This window comes from Salinicola sp. DM10 (assembly GCF_017306975.2).
GTDB lineage: Bacteria > Pseudomonadota > Gammaproteobacteria > Pseudomonadales > Halomonadaceae > Salinicola.
This window is the reverse complement of the sequence record NZ_JAFLEN020000001.1, coordinates 1,126,853-1,148,684: the sequence shown is the minus strand read 5'-3', so window position 1 is coordinate 1,148,684 and position 21,832 is coordinate 1,126,853. Positions and strand designations below refer to the sequence as shown.

The window sequence follows — 21,832 nt, the reverse complement described above, 5'->3', positions numbered from 1 at the left end:
GTTTACTCGGCGGCGAGCGGATGGCTGGACGACGGTGTCGGGTGCACGACCTCGCCATCTTCCTTGGTGAAGGTGGCGACAGGATGATCCAGCAGCGACAGCACCACCTCCGAGGGGCGGCACAGCGCAGCACCCTTGCCGGTGATCACTATCGGGCGGTTGATCAGAATCGGATGGGCCAGCATCGTCGTGATCAGCGTCTCGTCGTCGAGGGTCGGGTCATCCAGGCCGAGCGTGTCGTAGGGGGTGCCCTTGCGTCGCAGCAGCTCGCGCGGCGACAGCCCCGTGGCCGCCAGCAGGGCCACCAGTTGGGCGCGATCCGGCGGGGTCTCGAGATAGTGGATCACCTGGGGCGTCTGCCCCGAGGCTTCGATCATCGCCAGGGCGTTACGCGAGGTACCGCAGTCCGGGTTGTGATAGATCACGGGGTTCATGGTGTCTCTCATGAAGGATCGGTCGATGGGCTGGGTGCGAGGCTGGCACAGCCGCCGAGCAGGCTATCCAGTGGCGCGCAGACTTCGGGGCTGCCTTGGCAGCAGTCGCTGACCAGAAACGCGGCCAGGGCGCCGACGGCGGCGAGGTCGGCACGGTAGATCATCGAGCGGCTCTGGCGCTGGGCATGAATCAGACCGGCGCGGCTGAGCACCGCCAGATGCGCCGACAGCGTGTTGTGCGGCACGTCGAGGCGACGCGCCACCTCGCCGGCGGCGAGGCCGTCGGGTTCGTGTCGGGTCAGCAGGCGAAAGGCCGCCAGCCGGGTCGGCTGCGACAGCGCGGCGAAGGCGTCGAGAGCGTCATTAGTGTCCATATGTCCAAGAATATCGACATAAGGTCGAGGCGGCAATCACCACGATGGCCTTTCGACGAGAGTGATAGGGGTATGACCTTTGTGTGACTTCCACGGGCCAACTACGCTCTAGAGGCTGTCTGGGCGGCAACCCGCCCAGCGCCCTATACGATCAAGGAGGTCGCATGTACGAAGAGCAGATGAAAGGACGCACGGAGTCCCTCAAGGGCCAGGCGCAGGAAGCCGTGGGCCGGTTCACCGATGACGAGGAGCTGCGCGACGAGGGCCGCGCGCGCCATGCAGCGGGCAAGCTGCAGGCCAACTACGGCGAGAAGCTCGATAGCGTGCGCGAGGCGACGGTCAAGAATCCGATCAGCGCGCTGGCGATCGCCGGTGGCGTCGGGGTGTTCCTGGGTATCCTGCTCGGACGCCGCTGATACGCTCGAGTGCGCCACCCGCTCCCTGACGACGAAAGCCCCGGCCCAGCCCGGGGCTTTCATCGTCGCGAGGTATCGGAAGGTAGATGTCGACGCAGTTTCACATTTGACGCGGAAAATACTTGAGGCCAGCCTTCGTCGGGGCCATTATCTGCGCCCTTCCATCGGTCGCTGTGGCCGGCGGAGGACCAAGACCGGGGTGGCATCGGGTCGGGGTGCGCTGAATCTGCACGACAGATGAGTTGCCCACTACCGATAAGACCTTCCACTGTTGACTTTTCCCGATCTGGAATCGAACTCATGAGCAAAGTCCTGATTATTGGCGCCGGTGGCGTCGGCGGTGTCGTCACGCACAAGTGCGCGCAGCATCCCGAGGTGTTCACGGAAATCTGCCTCGCCAGCCGCAACGAAGCCAAGTGCAAGGCGATCGCCGAGCAGTTGCCGCGCCCCATCCAGACCGCCCAGGTCGACGCCGACGACGTGGACGCGATCGTGGCGCTGATCGAATCGTTCAAGCCGGACGTCCTGATTCACGTGGCGCTGCCGTATCAGGATCTGACCATCATGGAGGCGTGCCTGCGCACCGGCGTGCCTTATCTGGATACCGCCAACTACGAACATCCGGACGAAGCCAAGTTCGAGTACAAGGAGCAGTGGGCATTTCAGGAGCGCTACCAGAAGGCCGGCAACATGGCCACGCTGGGCTGCGGCTTCGACCCCGGCATGACCAACATCTACTGCGCCTACGGCCAGAAGAACCTGTTCGACGAGATTCATCGCATCGATATCCTGGATGCCAACGGCGGCGACCACGGCTATCCGTTCGCCACCAACTTCAACCCGGAGATCAACATTCGCGAGATCACCGCGAATGGCCGCTACTGGGAGAAGGGCGAGTGGGTCGAGACCGCGCCGCTGGCCGAGAAGCGCACCTTCGACTTCGACGGCATCGGCGAGAAGGATCTCTACCTGCTCTATCACGAGGAGCTGGAATCGCTCTCCCAGAACATCAAGGGGCTCGAGCGCATCCGCTTCTGGATGACCTTCTCCGAGAAGTACATCACCCATCTCAAGGTGCTCGAGAACGTCGGCATGACCAGCATCGAGCCGATCGAGGTCGACGGTGCCCAGATCTCGCCGCTGCAGTTTTTGAAGCGCGTGCTGCCGGACCCCGCATCGCTCGGCCCGCGCACCAAGGGCAAGACCAACATCGGCGTCATCCTCGACGGCATCAAGGATGGCAAGCGGCGCAAGGTGTACATCTACAACATCTGCGACCACGAGAAGTGCTACGCCGAAGTGCAGTCCCAGGCGATCTCCTACACCACCGGCGTGCCTGCGGTGACCGGCGCCATGCTGATGCTCGAGGGCATCTGGAAGGGCGAAGGGGTGTTCAACGTCGAACAGCTCGACCCCAACCCGTTCATGGAGCGCATCGGTGAGATGGGCCTGCCGTGGCAGATGGTCGAGCTCGATCCCGACGTCGACCCGCTGGCCTGAGGGCCGGCGTAATGGCTGATGCGATGAGCGATTCCACGCACGCGACGCCGGCGGAGATCTGCGGCTTCGATATCCACGCCTGCCCGTCGCCGGCCTACGTGGTCGACGACGCGCGCCTCACGCGCAATCTGGAACTGCTGGCGCGGGTCCAGGCCGAGAGCGGTGCCAAGATACTGCTGGCGCTCAAGGGGTTCGCCATGTGGGATACCTTCCCGCTGGTGAGCCGCTATCTGGTGGGAACCACCGCCAGCGGGCAGGACGAGGCGCGTCTCGGCGCGGAGACCTTCGGCGGCGAGGTGCATGTCTACTCGCCCGCTTTCACCGCGCCGGAGATGGAGGTGGTGCTGCGCTATGCCGACCATCTCAGCTTCAACTCGCCCGGCCAGTGGCGCCACTTCCGCGACACCGTCGCGGCGGCGGCGCGGCCGGTCTCCTGCGGGCTGCGGGTCAATCCGGAGCACTCCACCGGCGAGGTCGCGCTCTATGACCCCTGCGCGCCGGGCTCGCGCCTCGGCACGCGGGCATCCGAGCTGCGCCCGGGGGATCTCGAAGGGCTGGAAGGGCTCCACTTCCACACCCTGTGCCAGCAGAACAGCGATGCGCTGGAGGCGACCCTGGCGGCGTTCGAGGCTCGGTTCGGCGAGTATCTGGGTGGGCTGCGCTGGGTCAACTTCGGCGGCGGGCACCACATCACCCGGGCCGACTACGATGTCGCGCGGCTGGTGCGGGTGATTCGCGAGTTTCGTGCCCGCCATCCGCATCTCGAGGTCTATCTGGAGCCGGGCGAGGCGATCGCGCTGAATACCGGCTTCCTGGTGGCCACGGTGCTGGATATCGTCGACAATGGCGGCCCCATTGCGATTCTGGACACTTCCGCCACCGCGCATATGCCCGACGTGCTGGAGATGCCGTATCGCCCAGAGATTCTCGGTGCGGCCGAGCCGGGTGCGAAGGCCTACACCTACCGCCTGGGCGGCACGACCTGCCTGGCCGGGGATGTGATCGGCGACTACGCGTTCGACGCCCCGCTCGCCATCGGCGATCGGCTGGTGTTCACCGACATGGCCCACTACACCATGGTCAAGACCACCACCTTCAACGGCATTCGTCTGCCGTCGATCTGCCGGGTCGACGCCGAGAGCCGCGAGGTGCGCACTGTCAGGACCTTTGGTTACGAGGACTATCGCCAGCGCCTGGGTTGAAGGCCGGCGTTACCAGGTGGTACCCGATAAACCCCGCTTCGGCGGGGTTTTTTAATGTCTGGAGCAGGCATCCCGACCAAAAGGATCGCGAGAGGGTAGCGAGAAAGTGGAAAGGCGATAGCGAGAGAGTAGAGAGGGGGTAGCGAAAGAGTCGCGAGCGAGCATAAAAAAGGCCGCCGAGACGGGGGGAGGCGGCCAAAGGGCTTGGACAAAACATTCGAACATAGCAAGCCAGTAGAAGCTGGCGGTGCGACTGAACCAGAGGCTTACACGGCGGCCATGGATGAGCGACTCTCGCTCATCGCGGCCACCGCCGTATCGGCACGACGCGGTTCGTAGCGGGGTGACTCGAAGTGGTGCGCCGTACACTGAGCGCAGCGCAACTTGCGCGTTTCACCCGGCCCCGAGGCGACGTAGAACTCGCGGAAGCCGCAGATCAGACACGGCTGCTCGAGTTGCACTCGGCTCACGCCGAACGCCGCGCGGTGGAATCGTTGAGCGCCCGGCTTGAGCGTGCCATCTGCAGGATCAACCCGCGTGACAGATTGAGCGCATGCATGGGGTAGGAGACACCGTGGGTATCGGCGTAGTGGCCGCAGGTGTCGATGAATTCACCGCAGTCGGTGCAGGTGATTTCGTCCCAGTCGTGGGCGGTATCCGGGGCGATGGCGTGCTGACTTCCACAGCGGGTGCATGAGATCTGGTAGTTCATGACTTCCCTCCTTGGCGCTGAGAGTGGACTTCCGGTGTCCAGGGGGTCGGCTTCCTTGCCGGTCCGGCCAGTGCGGGGGAGGCTGGCCTTCGGGACATCCTGTCCGTGTGTGACACCCTAAACTTGGCATAACCCGCAAAACTGTACAAGGATTTTTTAAAGTACAACTCTGGGTCAGCTTATGTGGCCTGCGTTCTGGCGCGTACGACGTCTTTGCGGCTTGGCCGTGCGCCATGCCATTCACGCTAGCGCTCGATCTTTTCACGTCGATGACATGCCGGTGTCAGCCCGCCGGACGCTCTCAACCGAATGCGTTCAAGAGAGGGTGGCTCTGGAGCAGGTTTTAGGGAAAGGTCTTTGAGAAAGGTCTTTGAGAAAGCCCTGAGAGGAAGGTCGGCGGTCTTGGGTGACGGCCTCTAGAAACTGCCTCAGGAGGCCGGCGGTGCGCCGAGTGGGCCCATCTCACCATTCAGAATGGTATCCAGTAGCTCCTGAGCACAGCCGGGCAGCACGCCCTCGTCACGAATCAGCAGCGTGCGCTCGCGGTAGGCCCAGGCATCGCCGAGATGGCGTACCTGCAGCTTCATGCTGGCCTGATAGCGCCGCGCGCATGACTCGGGAATGATTCCCACGCCGACCCCGGCCTCGATCATGCGGCAGGCCGATTCGAAGCCGAACACCTGAATACGCACCGGCAACGGCAGGCCGAGTTCGAGCGCTTTCACCTGCAGGAAATGAAACAGCGTGCTGCCCTCGTGGAGCCCGACATGCGGGAAGTCGAGCGCATCCTCGAAGGTCACCGCGTCGCGGGTCGCCAGCGGGTGTTCCCACGGAGTGGCCAGAACCAGCCGGTCGCGGCTGAAGGGCAGCGAGCGTAGCCGCGGCGGCACCTCCATCCCCACCATGATGCCGAGAACCCCCATGTCGGCGGTGCCATCGAGCACGCCGCGAATGATATCGCTGGTCATGCGCTCCTGCAGATCGACGGTCACACCAGGCCGGGTGGCCAAAAATTCGGCCAGCACCTCGGGCATGAACTCGATCACCGCAGTGGTGTTGGCGAAGATGCGCAGATGCCCGCTGGCGCCATCGGCGTAGGCGGAGAAGTCACTCTTGACCCGCTCCACCTGGCGCAGGATCAGGCGTGCATGATTCAGCAGGCGCTCTCCGGCGGGCGTCAGCTCCACACCCTGGGCGCTGCGATAGAACAGGCGGCTATCGAGCTGCTGTTCGAGAGTCTTGATCCGCCCGCTGACCGCGGCGGTGGAGAGATGCGCGCGGCTGGCGCCGGCGGTAAGGCTGCGTGCCTCGGCGACGTGAACGAAGATACGAAGATCGGCGAGATCGAAATGCATGGCGCTCGGCGTCGCTGGGGAGTGACAGGGCAGACGAGTATAGCGCCGTGGCGGGTGGGCACGAAATGTCGCGGGCAATGCCGGGGGCGGTTCTCTGCCCCCGGCTTGGGCCTGTCAGATCTGGCCCAGGTAGCGCAGGTTGCCGCGCTGCGCCGGCGGTACGTCTTCGAGCAGCACTACGTTGAGCTTGTGCCCATCGTCGCTGGTGGAAGAGACCGCGGTTCCCAGGGTGGCGTCCACCGCATCCGGGCTGAGCGAATACATCTTGCCCGAGAAGGGGTCGACCACGAACCAGCCGATCAGACCGCCGAAGACCAGGTTGCCGGCCAGATACCAGCCGTTGGGCGAACTGCTGATGTTGAGCGTCAGCGGCGCATAGCCGGGCTTGTCGAGGGAGAGCCGGTAGTCCTTGCCGCCCCAGTAGGAGCCATCGCTCTTGGCCAGGGTCACGGTGGTCGGGGTCTGGCCCTCGAAGACCTGCTTGCCGGTCTCGTCGACGATGGCGATATGCGCCTGTGACGGGGTGCTGGAAATGGCGATCGTTTGATTGCTGTCGCCGACGATGGAGGCGCAGCCGGTCAGGGCGAGAGTACCCAGTGCGAGTAGGGCGGAGAGCGTGGCTTTGAACGTCACGTAGAAGGTTCCCTTTTTGCTTTTTTTGACGGCGTATTGGCATTGGCCGTTTCTTTGATTAGTCAGACGCTGAATGAAAGCAACTTCTGAAGATCGGTGGTCACCTTAATGAAATGGCGCTGCATTGTAAATATAAGTCAATGTAGGTAAATAGCGTGTATTGTTGTAAGATATTGGCTATTGACAGCCCAGAAAGCCCGGTATGACTGGGCCGGGTGCTGGTATTGCGCAAGCACGTGGCAAAGGACCACATAGGTTATCGTAGCGCCCGGTGGAGAGGCTCTAGAGTGGCGGCACTTTCATAAGGAGGTGCCGATCCATGGAGTGGTTCGCACAGAACAGCCGGGCAATCACCGCCGTGAGCAGCTTGTTCACGCTGTTTGTCTGGATCTTTTACGCCCAGATTCTCTACCGTAATTTTGCGCGCACTCGGCGGCCCAGGATCATCATCAATCGGGGTCATGGCAACGGCCTCGGGGCGCGCTGCCTGATCAGCAACATGAGTTCCGAGCCGATCTTTCTCGAGCACGTGATCGTCTCACTGCATACCAGTGAAGGCTGGTTGACCAAGGATCTGATCGACGAAGAGGTCAACTATCTGCGAGAGGCGGAGTCCGATAGTCAGCACGTTTCCAGCCAGGGGCCTATGCTCTCCGGCAGCTTCAGCCATATCGGTACCTTCCGCGCGATCATCCAGCAGATCTGCCGCGGCCACGATATCGACTTCGCTCAGGGGCATACCAGTAACGGGGCCAAGCTGCACCATCTCGATGTGCGGGTAGTGGCGATCTACGGCAGCGAGGACCATCCCATTGGTGCCGCTCGCCGCTTTCGCATGGAGCATGAGGAAGACGGGGATACCTGCGTGCTGGTACCGGTCTCCATCGATACCAGGCGCTATGCCAGCCGGCTGCAGCGCTGGCGGGTGCGCCAGTGGATTCGTCGCCTCGATTGAGAGTCGAGGCCCAAACGCAACGAAGCCCGCAGATGCGGGCTTCGTCGATGCTATCTTGCGCCGTGGCGCAGGGCTAGCGAGATCAGAGCGGCTTGATGTTGGAAGCCTGCAGACCTTTTTTGCCTTGAGTCACGTCGAAGGAGACTTCCTGGCCTTCCTGCAGCGACTTGAAGCCGCTCGCTTGGATTTCAGAGAAGTGCGCGAACAGGTCGTCGCCGCCTTCGGACGGAGTGATGAAGCCAAAGCCCTTGGAGTCGTTGAACCACTTAACGGTGCCAGTTGCCATGTGTCGAATTCCTCAATACGTGAGCTTGCGCTCAAAAGTTGCCGGGTAATACCCGAATTAGTGGGCAAAACAAGGGGATATAACCAGGCTACCGATTGACTCGACTGCGACTGACAATATGCGACTTGCTACCTACCTGCCTCAGGGTGCAGCTTTGGGCCTGAAGTGTCAAACGATATTTTCGCTGAGGCGAGAAAATATCGCCCGAGGCCCGTGCGGGACGAGACGCCTAGGCAAGCTGCTGCCAAAAGCATCATCCCGAACAGGGAAGTCGGGGCCACGTAGGGGCTCAGCGCCCGGCGCTCGCGCGCTGTGAGCTGTGCTGCCCATCGATGACCGCGGCGTCAGTAGCGCGATGCGCGCCGAAGGCGGCAGCGGGCCGTGAACGCCCCAACTGGCGGTGGGCGTTGCAGCGCTCGCAGATGGCTCGCTCCGGCGTGAGCGACACATCGAATCTGTCGTGGCCGCAGACCCAGCACCTGACATCGAGACGCACCGCGCTCATGCCGCCTCCCCGGTGATGCCGATGAGACTGGCATCGCCCGGCTCTTCGCGCGCCATACGCACCAGCGTCTCAACGGAGAGGCTCAACGTGTGCAGGCGATGGTTATGCGAACCGAAGGTGGCGTTGTGGTCGCGTGTGGCGATGAACTCGCCGCAACCGACGCAGCTGATCTCGTCCCAATCCTGGGCGGTGTCGGTGGAGTGACCCTGGTCATGGCCACAGCGGTGGCAGGCAATATCGTGTTTCATTTTGGGGCCTTCCTCGGCATCCAGCCGCCGATCTTCCTGACCGGCGGTACTCAAAGGTGGCAATCCTTGCCAGGTGGTTCCAGCATCCGATGCTGATTCCAGAAGCCACAATCCCTGCGGCGTGATGGCAGAGTGGCACACTCACAAAACTTGTACAAGTATAATTAGGAGTACAATTCGTGCAGAGTTGGAAACGGAGAACTGGCGATGTCGACGTCGACCTTCAAGCAGCGTGAGTGGGTCAAGTGGAAGTGGGGGCCGAACTGGGCCGAAGGGCAGGTGACCAAGCGTTTTCACGAGCCGGTGACACGCAAGCTGCAGGGCAGCGAAGTCACCCGTAAGGGCTCCAAGGCCAACCCGGCGTATCTGATCAAGCAGGAGGATGGCTCGCGTGTGCTGAAGCTGCATAGCGAGCTGCAAAAAGCCTAGCCTCGGCTGGCCCGGCGCCACTCTGCGGCGAGCGTCTCGACCAGAGCCGCCGCGGGTAGCGCTCGCGCCCGGTCAGCCTCGGCGCCGGCCCACTGGGCGCCGTAGGTGCCATTGCCGCTGGCCTTGGCGGCGGCGTTCAGCGCCTTGCCCAGGTCATAGGCACAGGGATAGGCGGGTATCTCATCCGCCTGTGCGTCACGCGCCCAGGCCGTGAAACCGTTCTCCAGGCAGCGCGCCGGACGCCCGGAAATCGCCCGGGTCATGACGGTCTTGCCCCCGGCTGCCAGGCGCTCTCGGTAGGCCGGGTCTGCGGCGCTCTCCGGGCAGCCGACAAAGGCCGTACCCAGCTGCGCCGCGCTGGCGCCCCAGGATAGCGCCCGAGCGATATCCACGCCATCCATCAGCCCGCCGGCGGCAATGATCGGCAGTTCGAATTCCGCCACCAGTCGGCGCGTCAGCGCCTCGGTGGAGAGACGTTCATCATCACCTTCGGGGTCGAAGATGCCGCGGTGCCCACCCGCCGACCACCCTTGCGTGATGATCGCATCCAGGCCACTGGCGGCGATCCGGCGCCCTTCCTCCATAGATGTTGCGGTGGCCAGCAGCAGGCAGCCTGCGCCACGTAGTGCCTCGATCTGCGCCGCCGTGGGTAGACCGAAGTGAAAACTGACCACGGCCGGGCGGGTCTCCTGCAGCACCTCCAGCATCGCCGGGTCCAGCTGAAAAGGGCGATAGATCTCCTCCAGCGCTGGCGGCGGTGTACTGGCGAAGGTCTCGAACAGCGGCCGGGCGCGTTCGATCCAGCGCGACTCGACCTCGCTGTCGCGTGCCGGTGCTGCATGGCAGAACAGGTTGACCTGAAAGGGGCGTGCGGTCAGCGCCTGTGTGCGGAGGATCGCCGCATGTGCCGCCGCCGGGGCCGCGGCCCCCAGGCCCAGCCCGCCCAGCGCGCCGGCATTGGAGACTGCCGCTGCCAACTCGGGGGTGGCCGTGCCGGCCATGGGCGCCTGCAGCAGCGGCAGCGTCAGCGCCTGAAACAGCGCCTGTGTCGAAGCGTATCGTGGGTTCACGGGTCACCTATTTAGCTGAATCGTTTACCTTCACTGAGTCCTTCTGTATTACCCGGCCTTTCTCTTTTATCCGGTCTTTCACCCGACACGGCGGGATCAGCTTGCCAGCATCTGCCCTGGGCCGAAGCACTCGTAGTGGCGGTTCTCCGCGCTCACCCCCTGTTCGGCCAATAGCCGGTCCAGCGCGCGCATCATCGGCAGCGGCCCGCACACATGGTAGCTGGCCGCCGAGTCACCCACCCAGGCAGCGAGATCTGCCGCTTCCAGCAGGCCATGCTTGATTCCGGCCACCGAGTCGGCGGGCTCATCGGCGCGCGGTTCGTCGTAACACAGATGCAGCGAAAAGTTGGCGTGGGCCCGGGCCAGTTCCGCCAGCTCTTCGCCGAAAGCACGCACACCGGCGTGCCGGGCAAGCTGGATCATCACCACCTGCCGCTTCGGTGACGCGGCCAGGGCAGCATGCGCCATCGAGATCAGCGGGGTAATCCCCACGCCACCGCCGATCAGCACCACCGGGCGGGCCGGGTCTTCCGGCAGCGTGAGTTCGAAGGTGCCATAGGGCGGTGTGAGCTCGACCTGATCCCCCTCGGCGAGCGTGGCATGAATCTGTGGTGATACCTGGCCTGCCGGCTGCTCGGCGTTACCCGTCTCGTGCTTGATGCTGAGGCGATAGGTTTCGCTGCCGGGGGCATTGGAGAGGCTGTACTGGCGCATGAGCCAGTTGCCTGCCGCATCCGTCAGCCGCAGGGTCACGTATTGACCGGCTACGTGGGTCGGCAGCTTGCGGCCGTCGCTCGGCGCCAGATAGAGGGAGACGATGTTCTCGCTCTCCGCCTGGCGGCGTACGATGGTGAACGCCAAAAAGCCGGACCAGCCTTGGGTCTCGCGCTGCTGAGTGTAGAGTTCATGCTCGCGGCCGATGAACACCGCAGCCAGCTGGGCGTAAGCTGCCTTCCAGGCGTCAATGATCTCCGGTGTGGCGGCATCGCCCAGAACCTCCTGGATCGAGGCGATCAGGTTCTCACCCACGATGGGATAGTGCTCCGGGCGAATGGTCAGCGAGGCGTGCTTGTGCGCGATCACCTCCACCGCCGGCGCCAGCGCGGCCGTATCATCGATATGGCGAGCGTAGGCCAGGATCGCCCCCGCCAGGGCCCGTTGCTGCGCGCCCTCGCGCTGATGCGCGGGATTGAAGTAAGGCTTCACTTCGGGATTGTGCGCGAACATGCGAGTGTAAAAATGGCGGGTCAATGTCTCCCCATGAGCCTCGAGCACGGGAATGGTCTGCTTGACGGTGGCGATCTGGTCTGGACTGAGCATGGTGACTCCCCGATGGCGGGTAGGGCTGGCGGCTGGCACCAGCGTTCCTTAATTGGTATGTCATCTACCAATTTAAATTGGAGTATCATTTACCACTTTATGACTGTCAAGCGATCATGAAACTCACCACGCACACCGACTACGCGCTGCGGCTGCTGATCTATCTGGCGATCCGGGGCGATGACATGCCCGCGACCGTGCAATCGGCGGCGGGCCACTACGGTATCTCCGGGCACCACCTGGCCAAGGTCTCGCAGACGCTGGTGCAGTTGGGCTATGTCTCCAGCCTGCGTGGGCGGGGCGGCGGCCTGCGCCTGAATCGCCCGCCTGAAGAGATCAATATCGGCGCGCTGATTCGGCAGACCGAGAACCTCGAACTGCTGGAGTGCTTCGGGCCCAACTCGACCTGCCCGATCGACCCCGCCTGCCGGCTCAAGCACGTGCTGTGGTCCGCCCAGCAGGCGTTCATGCAGGTGCTGGATGGCTACGTGCTGGCGGATATGATCGAGAACCGCGAGGCGCTGCGCCTGCTGATCTCGAGCGACGCTAGCTGAGAGCGGCGCGGCAAGTACACGACTGCACGATCGTTCAATACCGCTCCCTCGGGCGCCTTCACACTGGCGACGCATTCATGTGAATGGCACCGAGAGGTAGCGAGTCAATCATGGAGATCGTGCTGTACGCCTTTACCGTCATGTACACCCCGGGGCCGGTCAACCTGCTGGGGCTCAACGCCGGGCTCACGCGCTCGCCGCGGGAGAGCCTGGGGTTTTTCCTGGGAGTGGCCCTGGCGATGTTCGTCTGGTTCGTGGTGATTGGCTTTGCCGGGCAGCTATTAGTGGTCCAGCGTGTGCTGCCCTATATCGCTTTCGCCGGTAGCGCCTACATTCTCTACCTGGCGTTCAAGGTGTACCGCGCGCCGGTGTCGCTCGATGCGCAGACAGCGCCCGCTGCCAGGCTGATGTTTCGCGATGGCTTTCTGATGCAACTGCTCAACCCCAAGAACTCGCTGGTGGTGATCCCCATCGCCACGGTGATGTTCCCGGGGCGCGGCATCGCCGGTGGCGAGCTGCTGGCATGTTCGGCGGCGATCGCCCTGGGCGGCGGCGGGGCACCCGCGCTCTACGCGCTGGCCGGCCATCTGATTGGCCGGCGTATCGCCCGGGTCGAGGTATTCCGCCTGTGCCATCGGCTGATGGCGCTGCTGCTGGTGGTCGTGGCGATCCTGATGTTGCGTGACTATGTCTGGTATAGCGATGTCTGGGCAGCACTGCGCTGAGGAGATGACATGGCAGAGGCGGAAGGAAGACGGACTAGTGATTGGCTGATCGCATCGCCGACATCCCGGGTGGAGCGAATCGAAGCGCGCTTCCAGGGGCATGCCTACGACATGCATCGGCACGACAGTTTCGCCATCGGCCTGACCCTGAACGGCGTGCAGAGCTTCCACTACCGCCGTGGCTATCGCCACAGCCTGCCCGGCACGGTGCTGGTGCTGCATCCGGACGAACCCCACGACGGCCATGCCGGCGACGCCCGTGGGTTTCACTACCGCATGCTCTATATTGAGCCGGCGCTGATCCAGAGTGCCCTGGGCGGGCAGCCGCTGCCGTTCGTGGCTGGCGGGCTCTGCCGCGAGCCGCGACTTGCCACGGCAGTGCAGACGCTATTGGCCAGTCTCGACGGCGCGCTAGACCCGCTTGAGGAGAGCGACGGCATCGCCGAGCTGGCCGATGCCCTGGCCGCCAACGGAGATGCCCGCCGCGGCCCGCCCAAGCGCTTGCCCGACTATGGTGCCGCGCAGCGGGTGCGGGAACGGCTCGACGCGGCGCTGCTGAACGGCGTCTCGCTGGATGAGCTGGAAGCCATCGCCGGCCAGCCGCGCTGGACGCTGTCGCGGGATTTTCGCGCGCTCTTCGGCACCAGCCCCTACCGCTATCTGACCCAGCGCCGGCTAGCGCTAGCCCGCCAGCAGATCGCCGCAGGCACTGGCCTGGTCGAGGCGGCGCATGCCGCCGGCTTCGCTGACCAGAGCCACATGACCCGCGCCTTCGGGCGGACCTATGGCCTCTCTCCGGCGCGCTGGCGCGGCCTGCTCGGCACCCGCTGAGTGCCGACCCATCTGCCGCACGGCCCGGGCCGGCAGCACTCGGGGCCACAACGGGTTTATCTCGGAGAATCCGGCGCTTATACTGTGCTCCGCTTGGAAACAGCGGCGCCATGCCGTCTCGCCACCACGCCCCCGTAGCTCAGCTGGATAGAGCGGCCCCCTCCTAAGGGGCAGGTCATAGGTTCGAATCCTATCGGGGGCACCAAGTGACCTTCCTCGTTGCCCCACTTTTTTGCTATCCGCTAGGCGCCACCAGCCTCTGCATACGCAGGGTTATGCAGTGAGGTATGGCTCTCCGTTCGGTGCGCAGCCGTCTACCCACGTGCCGCTACGCATTAGAAAGATCGAATCGACCAAGCCGTCTCGGCCATGGTTCTCTTGGCACATCAAGAGGGCTCAACTCTGTATGAAGGCCCAGGAGACAGCGCCGATCATCAGCATAGCGAAGGTGAGACGTAGCAACCGGGAGAAGAGAGGGCGCTGCACAAGGGGCCGAATGGCGCCGCCGACGCACATCCAGAAGATATTGGTGAACACGGCAACCGCCAGGCAAACCCCCATGGTGGCCACATAAGCGATGGCCGCTGGCGAGATCGGCAGCAGAAACTGCGAGTAGATCACCAGTAGTACCGCGTAGGACTTCGGGTTGAGCACGTTGAGCAGGACACCATCGCGCATCGTCAGGCGGGCACCTTCGGCTGTGTGGGTGTCGAGTGGCGTGGTCGCGATGCGGTAGGCGAGGTAGAGCACGTAGAGCCCGCCCACGATCTGTAGTGTCAGCTTCGCGCTTGGCCAGGCTGCCAGTAGCGCCGCTAGGCCCAGGGCAGCGGCCACCATGGATATCGCCAGCCCGGTCAGAATGCCCACATAGAGCGAGAGCGTCTTGCGTACCCCAAAAGTGGCGGATGTCGCCACGATGGTCATGGGGCCCGGCCCCGGAGAGCCGAACAACAGCATTGCCGTCATGGCGAGCGTGGTGAGTGGCGACATGAGCCTTCATCTCCGAGTGCGGTCTCTCGCAGCGAAACAGGCCATGACATGCCATTGCTGTTCGGAACCGATCAGTACCGTTTGCGTAGAACGGTACTGATCATTACCATCCCATGTCAATCTCACAGAAGGGATAAGCCATGGCGACACAGGCGCGTGAACGACTGATAGCGACGGCGGAAGCGCTCTTCTATCAACGCGGCATCCAGGCGGTCGGCATCAGCGAATTGATCGATGCCTCTGGCGTGGGGCGTGCCTCCTTCTACCGTCACTTCGATAGCAAGGACGCCCTGGTGCATGCCGTGCTACGCCACCGCAATGAGAGGGCGCTGGCCGCCTTCGAGGCAGCTCTTGCCGGCAGCGATGGCTCGCCCCTGGATGTGTTCGATGTGGTCGCCGAGCGCTACGGGCAAGCCGACTTTCGCGGCTGTGCCTTTATCAACGCCATGGTCGAAGCCGCCGACCGGAGCAGCGAGACCCACCGCATTGCCAGAGCGCACAAACTGGCTCAGATAGAGATCATCGCTCGCCAGCTCCGGCAAGCCGGCCACTCATCGAGCGAGGAACTCGCCCGCGATTTTCAACTACTGATCGACGGTGCCGTCATGGGCGTACTACGCGAAGGCAATCTTGAACCGGTCGAGAGAGCCAAGCAGATAGCGGCCAGACTGCTGAGTCTGTAAGCATCACCTTATCCGTAGTGATGGTTCCCCGAGGAGCATGCTCAGCCCGCGATAGGAGCGGGGTGCGATAGCCTCAGTGCCCCCTGAGTTGCACTGGTGGCCAATCTCGATCATCTACTGCTTCCCGAGCCAGTCTCCCTCTCGCACGATCAGAACCCCGCCCGGCCCGTGAGCTAAAGGAGGCAGCAATTGCGCAGGCTCCGACAAATCATACGTCGCACTCCCACTGGTACTGCTATAAGCCTCGGGTAGCGCCGAGGATTTATCTAAATATCTGCAACATTTTTCCCTAAGCCAATTTCGGGAAACATTCCTGATTGCGACATGCGACCAAATGACAGGGTGTGGGGGTATTCCTAATAAAGACAGAAATGTGCTAAGTGTTACGTATGGCAACAAAGAGATCAGCGATGATCGCTAATTGGGGGCTGAGTCGCGGGATTTCTGCCTGTGACGCTGGCGTACTGTCTACTCCCCGCCCCGCCAACGCGACGATTAGGCCGGTTTTGATGCAGCTTTGCGAGGGTGCCAAGTTGGACCAGCGCTGTATCAGCGGCCCGACTATGGGCCCGAGAAATAGCGCGAAATGATGCGTTTTGCAGATTAACTGATGAGAAGTGGTGGTGCTGCATGGAGAAGAGCAACGAAGTATGGCGGATTGATACCATAAGTGTTCCTAACAGGGCTTGAAACGGCTGACAGGTACCGACCCAAAGCGGCCATGCCGGGAAATGCAGCAGGAGCGCGAGTTTTGGATATATAGCCTAACGGAAATTAATACCTAAAAGAGTCATAGGCTTGATAGGGTCTAGCTGGCTGCATTTGCCGAAAAAATGCCAGCAGGTTCATTCAGTCATAGAGCGTGCTGAGCAACACGCTGTAAAATTTGAAAAGGAAGTCAGGTGCAGCACGATACTGAGAAGTATAAAAGGGTTTTTGAAGGGATGTCCCCCGAAGAAATTGAGGAGATGAATCGGCTGAATGATGAGGAACATCAAAAACAAGCCGATGCGTTCAAGAGCGGCTATGAGAAGGAGGTTTGCTACCTCTGTAATAAACCTTTTAAGACCATTAGCAAAGACGGTCCATGTTTACACTGGCCATTGCGACAGTGTAAGTTTAAGAAAAAGGATTTTCCCAAGATTTACGAAAAATACGGTTATGGGAATATAGCTGCGTTTATCCGATGGTGCGCGAACCAAGAGCGTTTGCTTTCGAATATAAATGACCTTGAAGACGAGAGATTAGATGGAAAAGTTTTGTCATATACCGTCAAGTGGAAAAATATTGAATGGACGTTTGATTGCTCCAAGAATGATTTTCAAGGGCATCAAGGGACGTCAATTGACTACCCCCATTACCACTTTCAAATGAGAATTGATGGTAGGCAGTTTATCAACTTCAATGATTTTCATGTCCCATTCACTGATCACGATCTTTTCATATTGAAAAACAGTATGGAACAAGGTGGCTGGTTCAAGCATAATTTTGGGGCAATTGGCTCAGGTATGCAGGAAGCTGTAAGTATCCAGCTAGACGATATACTTGAGCATACCAGTCGTTCTGATAGTGATGATGAGGCTACTTATCATTTTTCGACGATGATTGACGCAAGGGACAATCCAATTTCTGGTGAAGAAATATACGAAATACAGCAAGAAGCTGAGCGAACAGGTAAATCATTCGCTTTTGTAGCGCAGAAGCGGTTGAAAGAGCGCGCAAACGTACAAATCGTTGTCAGTCCTGCCGACTCGATCCCGGACATTGCATCTAGAACAGAGCACAAGCGAAGATGAATTTGACAAGCGGATGTTGTCGAACTGGTTTTCCGCTGCGCTCCAAACCAGCCGCAAATGCGGGCGTTATATGCCTTGAAATCGGTACGGTACTCAATGTACCTATTTCACATAAATAGGGCTCAAGCGAGCAAAGGCTTCTCGGAGCTATTATTTAATCAAGGTTGCTCATGACATTGCTAACTATTGAACAAAAACAAAAAGAAGCGGTTGCCGCGCTAATGAAAAAAATGGAAGCAACTGCTGCCGATATGCGTGCCTTAATAGTCAGCATGCCCCCGGAAGATCTTCTTGGATACATTTACGCTCAACGCATGATGAAAATTGTGGCTGGCAGCGCTGAAGCTTCAACAGAAAGCGACAACGAAGGTCCAGATGACACGATTAATGAAGTGCAGTTTCTGCTTGAGTACGTTCATGCCGTATTGGCATCGGATACGGCTCCCGATAAAGTCGAATTCGATGAGACAAAATGCACAGAGTTGTTCGCACTAAGCTCCAAGTTGAAAGAACAAGCCATGCTCTTCGCCATGGCTTCGTCTGCTGTTACAGAGAATGAGGATTTTGGGCCTGACACTGCGGATATTGAATTTCACATAAAGTCGACATGGGTTTTGCTCAGAGGGAACCGTTATCAGGTTCTAGAAGGAGAATTTTATAGTTATGTGCTTGCGCCACACGATGATGTCTTGAAAGAGGTCTATGGGGTCGGAGCCACTGAGGTTGCGGAAGGCTTCCAAGATATGGCTAATGCTACTCGTGCGGGCCATGCGAACGCCATAGAAGAAATGATGAGTCAGTTCCAAGCTTCGCAGAATTTTGCTTTGGAGCAGGAAAAGCCTCTTGAAGAAGTTATGGAAGAGTGGGTTGCGTCAAATGCAGATCAATCGGAAGCAGCTGCACGGGCCATGGATGACATGCTCCGAGGCGGAATTTCCAATGTCAGTCGTCACACGAAGTTACCACCAGAACTATTGGTGGATCTGGCGTATCAACGCGGTGAAGATACTGAGTTTTTTGCTGAAGGCGATCTGTCTGGAACCCCATACAGAACACTACCTGCCCGTAAAAAGCCCCTGATTCAACTTGGGTCGGACTACTATGCTGTTGACCCCTGTTTTACCCGAGATTCAGGGTATCGTGCACTCCTTTTTAATTTGTTGCAGAAAAAACCGGACTATAAGAAATCTTTCGAAGACCGTCAAAAGATAATGAGCGAAGGAGCATTTCAAAACATTCTCACTGATCAGTTGCCGGAGGCGATAATATATCAAGAGGTTTATTATAAAGACCCGGTGACTAAACAGTGGTCGGAAAACGACACCTTGGTCCTGGTCGATGATGTGCTTTATCTCGTTGAAGCTAAAGCGGGTGCAGCAGCAACTATTGCTTCGCCAGCGCTCGATTTTAAACGGCACGCCCAGTCAGTAAAGGACTTGATTCTTAAAGCTTATAGTCAATGCGAGCGTTTCTTCAATTATATTAACTCTGCGGATGAGGTGCCGCTCTATAATCGGGTGGATGGCAAATATATAGAGTGTGGTCGAATCCGGTGCTCTAACTTTCGTGTGATGCTTCCCATTGGATTGACAGTTGAGTCATTCTCTCCATTCTCATCTTTTTGCAAGGAACTGCCTCAGGTAAAGCCGCTTCTCGGGAAGCATGCATTTATCTCAATGTCGATTGACGACCTGTTTGTCCTAAAGCGTATCCTACCGACACCTGGAATATTTGCTCACTACATGGAAGTGCGCCAGGCAGTTGCTGGAATGAGACGCGCTCATCTATTTGATGAGTTTGATCATCTTGGAGCGTACATAACCAAAAACCGTTTTGATGAGGACATGGCTGATCAGCTGAGGCAAGATGAAGCGAGCTTAGTGGTGTGGAATGGAATGAGCAATGCCATCGACAGAAGCTTCGAGGGGGAGAGTTGGGAAGACAACCCCATTCCGACTCAGGATTTCCCGAATGAATTAATGAAGCTTCTTGAAGCACTCGGCATTACCCGAGAAAAGGGATGGCTTTCAGCCGAAAGTCTTATTCGTAACTATGGAGGGCAAGCACGTAAGGACCTTGCTAAGTTGTTGTCGAATTTGGAAAGCACGGTAGGACAGCACCCCGAACGCTACTTCGCATTTTCTGGCAATGGGCAGCCGCTATTTGTCTGGATGCAAAGAAAAGGGCGTCCTCTTGATTGGCAAAAAATAAATGACAAAGCAAAAGCGGCCGCGCTGTGTGTTGTTTGCCCCGAAATTGTGGGCGTGTTTGTTGAGGTTGGTAGGGGAGGGGGCTATGTAAATGCTCAGTACTTCAAGGTTGAGGCTCCCTCCAAACAGTCTGATGAAAATGCGCATATCTTCGACGATGCTAACCGTATGAGCCAAAAAGCAAAAATGGTAAATTCACGGCGGGCGGCTTCGTCGAAACCTATTAACTCAAGAAAAATTGGTCGTAATGAACCCTGCCCGTGTGGAAGTGGTCTGAAGTACAAGAGATGTCATGGACGCTAGCTAATGACGAACCCAACCGGAAGGGAGTTACGATTCTTATTAAATTTAGACGGGTTGAAAGGGGTTCTTGGGATTTTTGGGAAATTCGGGTTTATCAAGATGCCGTATAACAATTGCATGTTGTTGAGCTGGTTTTCGCTGCGCTCCCAGCTAGCCGTAAACTCGGGCGTTAAAGTGCTATATCAGTGGCTTCTAAAATGCCGCCTCTGGCCGAATGCTGCCACTCAAAGGTTATTAGCCACGGCTTGGACTTTGACGAATTTCATTAAGCCGCGATCCCGTTTCTCTACGGGAAGCCAGCCGGCACGCTCGTAGAATGCATGAGCTCGACTGCCGATCTCGGTCTCCAGCCAAATCTCGTCGAATTTGGCGAATAGATGGCGCTCGGCGCGTTCGAGAAGACTGCGGCCCACCCCTTGCCCTTCATGGTCGGCCCGGACGAACAGTCCAAACACGCACCCGGTCTCATTGCGAACCATTGAAAAGCCCACGGGTACTCCATCAATCTCTGCAACCCAAAGACAAGGTTCCTTGGCGAGCTCGGCGGCGATGGTCTCCGGCGTGATGCCCATTTCGACAAGCTGCGCGAGCGAAAGGTGGTTCTCCGCCACGCTGGTGCGAATGTCGAAGATCTCCCCGATGTCTGTCTCTCTCGCTTCTCTCACTTGAATTGACATGGATCGATACCCTTGGCTGTGATTGAAAAGCTTATCTGCGGCAGCGCGGATTCTCGGGCCTCTCCCTCGATTTTCCGTGCTTATCGCAAGGGACAGCGTGACGAGGCCCTGCCCCCAGGCTGCTCGCCCTTGAACGGCTCCCACATCGCCATAGAGCGCTCAGACGCCTCTCGAAAAGCGGCCCCAGGCGGCCTGGGGTAGTCATCGACCATTGCCTTGTGCGAGATCTCTTACAAAGTTGGACCAGATAGTCTTAGAAAACTGGTCCTATGGCGGGCGGTGAGATTCGTTATCCTGTGTGGGTGCCCGTTTGGGCCTGCGTTTGAACCCGGCCCCTTGGGCCGGGTATTTTCGTTTCAGCCCCCGCAAACCCTGGCTGGCTCGGTAACGCTCGCAGGTGCAGGCTGGATCTCGAAAAGGCCCGAGTCTAATGACGCTGACACTCGTTCACCCCACGCAGGCGCACCAGTCGGCCTTTCTGGCCGCCGTTCGGCACAGCCAGCCGCTGTTGGGTGGCTGGGTCTTCCCGCCGGCAACGCCGCAAGCCTACGCCGACTTTCTCTCCCGCTACGCGGCGGAGACCCACGTGAGCTACCTCGCCGTTGCCCCCGATGGCAGCCTGATCGGCTGCGTCAATCTGAATGAGATCGTCCGCGGTGCGCTGCAATCCGCCTATCTAGGCTATTACGGCTTTGCGCCGCACCAGGGCCGGGGATGGATGAAACAGGCACTGAGCGAGGTGATTACCCGCGCCTTCGATAGGCACGGCCTGCATCGGCTGGAGGCTAATATTCAACCCGCCAACGGCCGCTCGATCGGGCTGGTGCAGTCCCTGGGCTTTCGCCATGAAGGCTTCTCGCCGCGCTATCTGCGCATCGATGGCGAATGGCGCGACCACGAGCGCTACGCCATCACTGCAGAAGAGTGGGGTGTCTGAGAGAGTCCCGCAGATGCGCTCGTCATCCGCGGTTTGGGAAACGTTTGGGCTACCTCACCACCAGTGCTGCGGATAGCGCCGGTGCCGGGCGAGGTTGTTGATCACCACCGCCACGCTGAGCATCAGGATGCAGCCGAGGCCGACCGGGAAGAAGGCGTAGATCCAGCCGAGCTGGTGCAGGTCGCCCGAGCCGATCACCGCGATCAGCGCAGTGGCGCCGCCGGGCGGGTGCAGGGTGTGGGTGAGCTGCATCAGCAGGATGGCGGTGGAGACCGCGACCGCGGCGGCGATCCAGCCGTCACCCAGTAGCGACCAGGTGACGAAGCCGCAGAGCGCCGAGAGCACGTTGCCGCCGAGCACATTGCGCGGCTGGGCCAGCGGGCTCTCCGGTGCGGCGTAGAGCAGCACCGAGGTGGCGCCGAACGAGCCGACCATCAGCAGTGGATGGGCCTGGGCCGCCTGGGTGCTGAGCCAGCCCACGCCGGCCATGCCCAGAAAGGCGCCGAGCCAGGACCACAGCGCGTCGCGCCAGTTGGGGGCAGGGCGCGAGACCGGGGCGCCTTTCATCTTGCTCAGATATTGCTTCACCATGGGGTAGGTATCGCCATGTGTGGGTTCACGGGTGGGGTCGAAGGCGCGCTATCTTGCCAGCTCGTATCCATACGGGGAAATACGCCTTGGCAATAG

At 60.1% G+C, this 21,832-nt stretch carries 26 protein-coding genes and 1 tRNA gene; 13 read left to right on the top strand and 14 right to left on the bottom strand.

Annotated elements, in window-relative coordinates:
* Positions 1-2 precede the first annotated feature (2 nt).
* Both arsC and J0A90_RS05060 read right to left on the bottom strand, forming a co-directional pair.
* Positions 3-434, bottom strand: coding sequence for an arsenate reductase (glutaredoxin) (arsC, locus tag J0A90_RS05065; protein WP_207031902.1), 432 nt, complete (start codon positions 432-434; stop codon positions 3-5).
* Between the two features lie 8 nt (positions 435-442).
* Entirely contained in the window at positions 443-808 is a 366-nt protein-coding gene (locus tag J0A90_RS05060; protein ID WP_207031891.1) for a helix-turn-helix transcriptional regulator, read from the bottom strand.
* A gap of 164 nt (positions 809-972) precedes the next feature.
* On the opposite strand from J0A90_RS05060, the gene J0A90_RS05055 reads away from it, so the two are divergent.
* From J0A90_RS05055 to nspC, 3 genes are all read left to right on the top strand, one after another.
* On the top strand, positions 973-1,224 hold the full coding sequence (locus J0A90_RS05055; protein WP_035475959.1) for a CsbD family protein: 252 nt from the start codon (positions 973-975) through the stop codon (positions 1,222-1,224).
* A 300-nt stretch (positions 1,225-1,524) separates the two neighbouring features.
* Positions 1,525-2,724, top strand: coding sequence for a saccharopine dehydrogenase family protein (locus J0A90_RS05050; RefSeq protein ID WP_207031889.1), 1,200 nt, complete (start codon positions 1,525-1,527; stop codon positions 2,722-2,724).
* Positions 2,725-2,747: 23 nt separating this feature from the next.
* A complete protein-coding gene (gene nspC, locus J0A90_RS05045) occupies positions 2,748-3,926 on the top strand; it encodes a carboxynorspermidine decarboxylase (protein WP_207031887.1) in 1,179 nt (392 codons plus the stop codon).
* Positions 3,927-4,192: 266 nt separating this feature from the next.
* Here nspC and J0A90_RS05040 read toward each other — a convergent pair whose 3' ends face one another.
* The 4 genes from J0A90_RS05040 to J0A90_RS05025 form a co-directional block, all read right to left on the bottom strand.
* A complete protein-coding gene (locus J0A90_RS05040) occupies positions 4,193-4,396 on the bottom strand; it encodes a hypothetical protein (protein ID WP_207031884.1) in 204 nt (67 codons plus the stop codon).
* On the bottom strand, positions 4,393-4,638 hold the full coding sequence (locus J0A90_RS05035) for a hypothetical protein (protein ID WP_207031883.1): 246 nt from the start codon (positions 4,636-4,638) through the stop codon (positions 4,393-4,395). Before J0A90_RS05035 ends, J0A90_RS05040 begins: the two co-directional genes overlap by 4 nt.
* 428 nt (positions 4,639-5,066) lie before the next feature.
* On the bottom strand, positions 5,067-5,993 hold the full coding sequence (locus J0A90_RS05030; RefSeq protein ID WP_207031881.1) for a LysR family transcriptional regulator: 927 nt from the start codon (positions 5,991-5,993) through the stop codon (positions 5,067-5,069).
* Between the two features lie 114 nt (positions 5,994-6,107).
* Complete coding sequence (locus J0A90_RS05025; RefSeq protein WP_207031879.1) at positions 6,108-6,626, bottom strand: hypothetical protein; 519 nt, start codon at positions 6,624-6,626, stop codon at positions 6,108-6,110.
* A gap of 319 nt (positions 6,627-6,945) precedes the next feature.
* Here J0A90_RS05025 and J0A90_RS05020 point away from each other — a divergent pair, with 319 nt between their 5' ends.
* Complete coding sequence (locus J0A90_RS05020) at positions 6,946-7,581, top strand: hypothetical protein (protein ID WP_207031877.1); 636 nt, start codon at positions 6,946-6,948, stop codon at positions 7,579-7,581.
* 82 nt (positions 7,582-7,663) lie between these two features.
* Here J0A90_RS05020 and J0A90_RS05015 read toward each other — a convergent pair whose 3' ends face one another.
* From J0A90_RS05015 to J0A90_RS05005, 3 genes are all read right to left on the bottom strand, one after another.
* The gene (locus tag J0A90_RS05015) at positions 7,664-7,867 is read right to left on the bottom strand and encodes a cold-shock protein (RefSeq protein ID WP_035475974.1); all 204 of its coding nucleotides are present in this window, start codon (positions 7,865-7,867) and stop codon (positions 7,664-7,666) included.
* 289 nt (positions 7,868-8,156) lie between these two features.
* Positions 8,157-8,372, bottom strand: coding sequence for a hypothetical protein (locus J0A90_RS05010; protein ID WP_207031868.1), 216 nt, complete (start codon positions 8,370-8,372; stop codon positions 8,157-8,159).
* Positions 8,369-8,620 carry a hypothetical protein gene (locus tag J0A90_RS05005; RefSeq protein ID WP_207031866.1) on the bottom strand — a complete coding sequence of 84 codons (252 nt, stop codon included), beginning with the start codon at positions 8,618-8,620 and terminating at the stop codon, positions 8,369-8,371. Before J0A90_RS05005 ends, J0A90_RS05010 begins: the two co-directional genes overlap by 4 nt.
* A 207-nt stretch (positions 8,621-8,827) precedes the next feature.
* On the opposite strand from J0A90_RS05005, the gene J0A90_RS05000 reads away from it, so the two are divergent.
* Positions 8,828-9,049 (top strand): DUF2945 domain-containing protein, encoded by a 222-nt coding sequence (locus J0A90_RS05000; protein WP_035475979.1) that lies wholly within the window; start codon positions 8,828-8,830, stop codon positions 9,047-9,049.
* Here J0A90_RS05000 and J0A90_RS04995 read toward each other — a convergent pair.
* Positions 9,046-10,119 carry a nitronate monooxygenase gene (locus J0A90_RS04995; protein ID WP_233076511.1) on the bottom strand — a complete coding sequence of 358 codons (1,074 nt, stop codon included), beginning with the start codon at positions 10,117-10,119 and terminating at the stop codon, positions 9,046-9,048. The two genes, J0A90_RS05000 and J0A90_RS04995, sit on opposite strands and share 4 nt — an antisense overlap.
* Positions 10,120-10,215: 96 nt before the next feature.
* Positions 10,216-11,439, bottom strand: a complete 1,224-nt coding sequence (gene hmpA / locus J0A90_RS04990) for an NO-inducible flavohemoprotein (RefSeq protein ID WP_207031863.1) — start codon at positions 11,437-11,439, stop codon at positions 10,216-10,218.
* A gap of 116 nt (positions 11,440-11,555) precedes the next feature.
* Here hmpA and J0A90_RS04985 point away from each other — a divergent pair, with 116 nt between their 5' ends.
* The 4 genes from J0A90_RS04985 (at position 11,556) to J0A90_RS04970 (ending at position 13,754) form a co-directional block, all read left to right on the top strand.
* Positions 11,556-11,993, top strand: a complete 438-nt coding sequence (locus J0A90_RS04985; protein ID WP_035475983.1) for an Rrf2 family transcriptional regulator — start codon at positions 11,556-11,558, stop codon at positions 11,991-11,993.
* A 110-nt stretch (positions 11,994-12,103) separates the two neighbouring features.
* Positions 12,104-12,718 carry a LysE family translocator gene (locus J0A90_RS04980; RefSeq protein ID WP_233076509.1) on the top strand — a complete coding sequence of 205 codons (615 nt, stop codon included), beginning with the start codon at positions 12,104-12,106 and terminating at the stop codon, positions 12,716-12,718.
* Positions 12,719-12,727: 9 nt separating this feature from the next.
* Positions 12,728-13,549: an AraC family transcriptional regulator gene (locus tag J0A90_RS04975; protein ID WP_207031861.1), complete on the top strand. Its 822-nt coding sequence runs from the start codon at positions 12,728-12,730 to the stop codon at positions 13,547-13,549.
* Between the two features lie 128 nt (positions 13,550-13,677).
* Positions 13,678-13,754: transfer RNA gene (locus J0A90_RS04970), tRNA-Arg, on the top strand.
* A gap of 191 nt (positions 13,755-13,945) precedes the next feature.
* Here J0A90_RS04970 and J0A90_RS04965 read toward each other — a convergent pair.
* Positions 13,946-14,539: a LysE family translocator gene (locus tag J0A90_RS04965; RefSeq protein WP_207031859.1), complete on the bottom strand. Its 594-nt coding sequence runs from the start codon at positions 14,537-14,539 to the stop codon at positions 13,946-13,948.
* A 140-nt stretch (positions 14,540-14,679) separates the two neighbouring features.
* Between J0A90_RS04965 and J0A90_RS04960 the strand changes: the two genes are divergently transcribed.
* The 3 genes from J0A90_RS04960 to J0A90_RS04950 all read left to right on the top strand — a co-directional run bounded on the left by J0A90_RS04960 (position 14,680) and on the right by J0A90_RS04950 (position 19,531).
* Positions 14,680-15,222: a TetR/AcrR family transcriptional regulator gene (locus tag J0A90_RS04960; RefSeq protein WP_207031850.1), complete on the top strand. Its 543-nt coding sequence runs from the start codon at positions 14,680-14,682 to the stop codon at positions 15,220-15,222.
* Between the two features lie 902 nt (positions 15,223-16,124).
* Complete coding sequence (locus tag J0A90_RS04955) at positions 16,125-17,018, top strand: hypothetical protein (protein ID WP_207031848.1); 894 nt, start codon at positions 16,125-16,127, stop codon at positions 17,016-17,018.
* A 170-nt stretch (positions 17,019-17,188) separates the two neighbouring features.
* Positions 17,189-19,531, top strand: a complete 2,343-nt coding sequence (locus J0A90_RS04950) for a YecA family protein (RefSeq protein WP_207031846.1) — start codon at positions 17,189-17,191, stop codon at positions 19,529-19,531.
* 224 nt (positions 19,532-19,755) lie between these two features.
* Here J0A90_RS04950 and J0A90_RS04945 read toward each other — a convergent pair whose 3' ends face one another.
* On the bottom strand, positions 19,756-20,208 hold the full coding sequence (locus J0A90_RS04945) for a GNAT family N-acetyltransferase (protein WP_207031844.1): 453 nt from the start codon (positions 20,206-20,208) through the stop codon (positions 19,756-19,758).
* Between the two features lie 430 nt (positions 20,209-20,638).
* Here J0A90_RS04945 and J0A90_RS04940 point away from each other — a divergent pair, with 430 nt between their 5' ends.
* Positions 20,639-21,145, top strand: coding sequence for a GNAT family N-acetyltransferase (locus J0A90_RS04940; protein ID WP_207031842.1), 507 nt, complete (start codon positions 20,639-20,641; stop codon positions 21,143-21,145).
* A gap of 54 nt (positions 21,146-21,199) precedes the next feature.
* Here J0A90_RS04940 and J0A90_RS04935 read toward each other — a convergent pair whose 3' ends face one another.
* Positions 21,200-21,736 carry an HPP family protein gene (locus J0A90_RS04935; RefSeq protein ID WP_207031840.1) on the bottom strand — a complete coding sequence of 179 codons (537 nt, stop codon included), beginning with the start codon at positions 21,734-21,736 and terminating at the stop codon, positions 21,200-21,202.
* Positions 21,737-21,832: the final 96 nt, after the last annotated feature.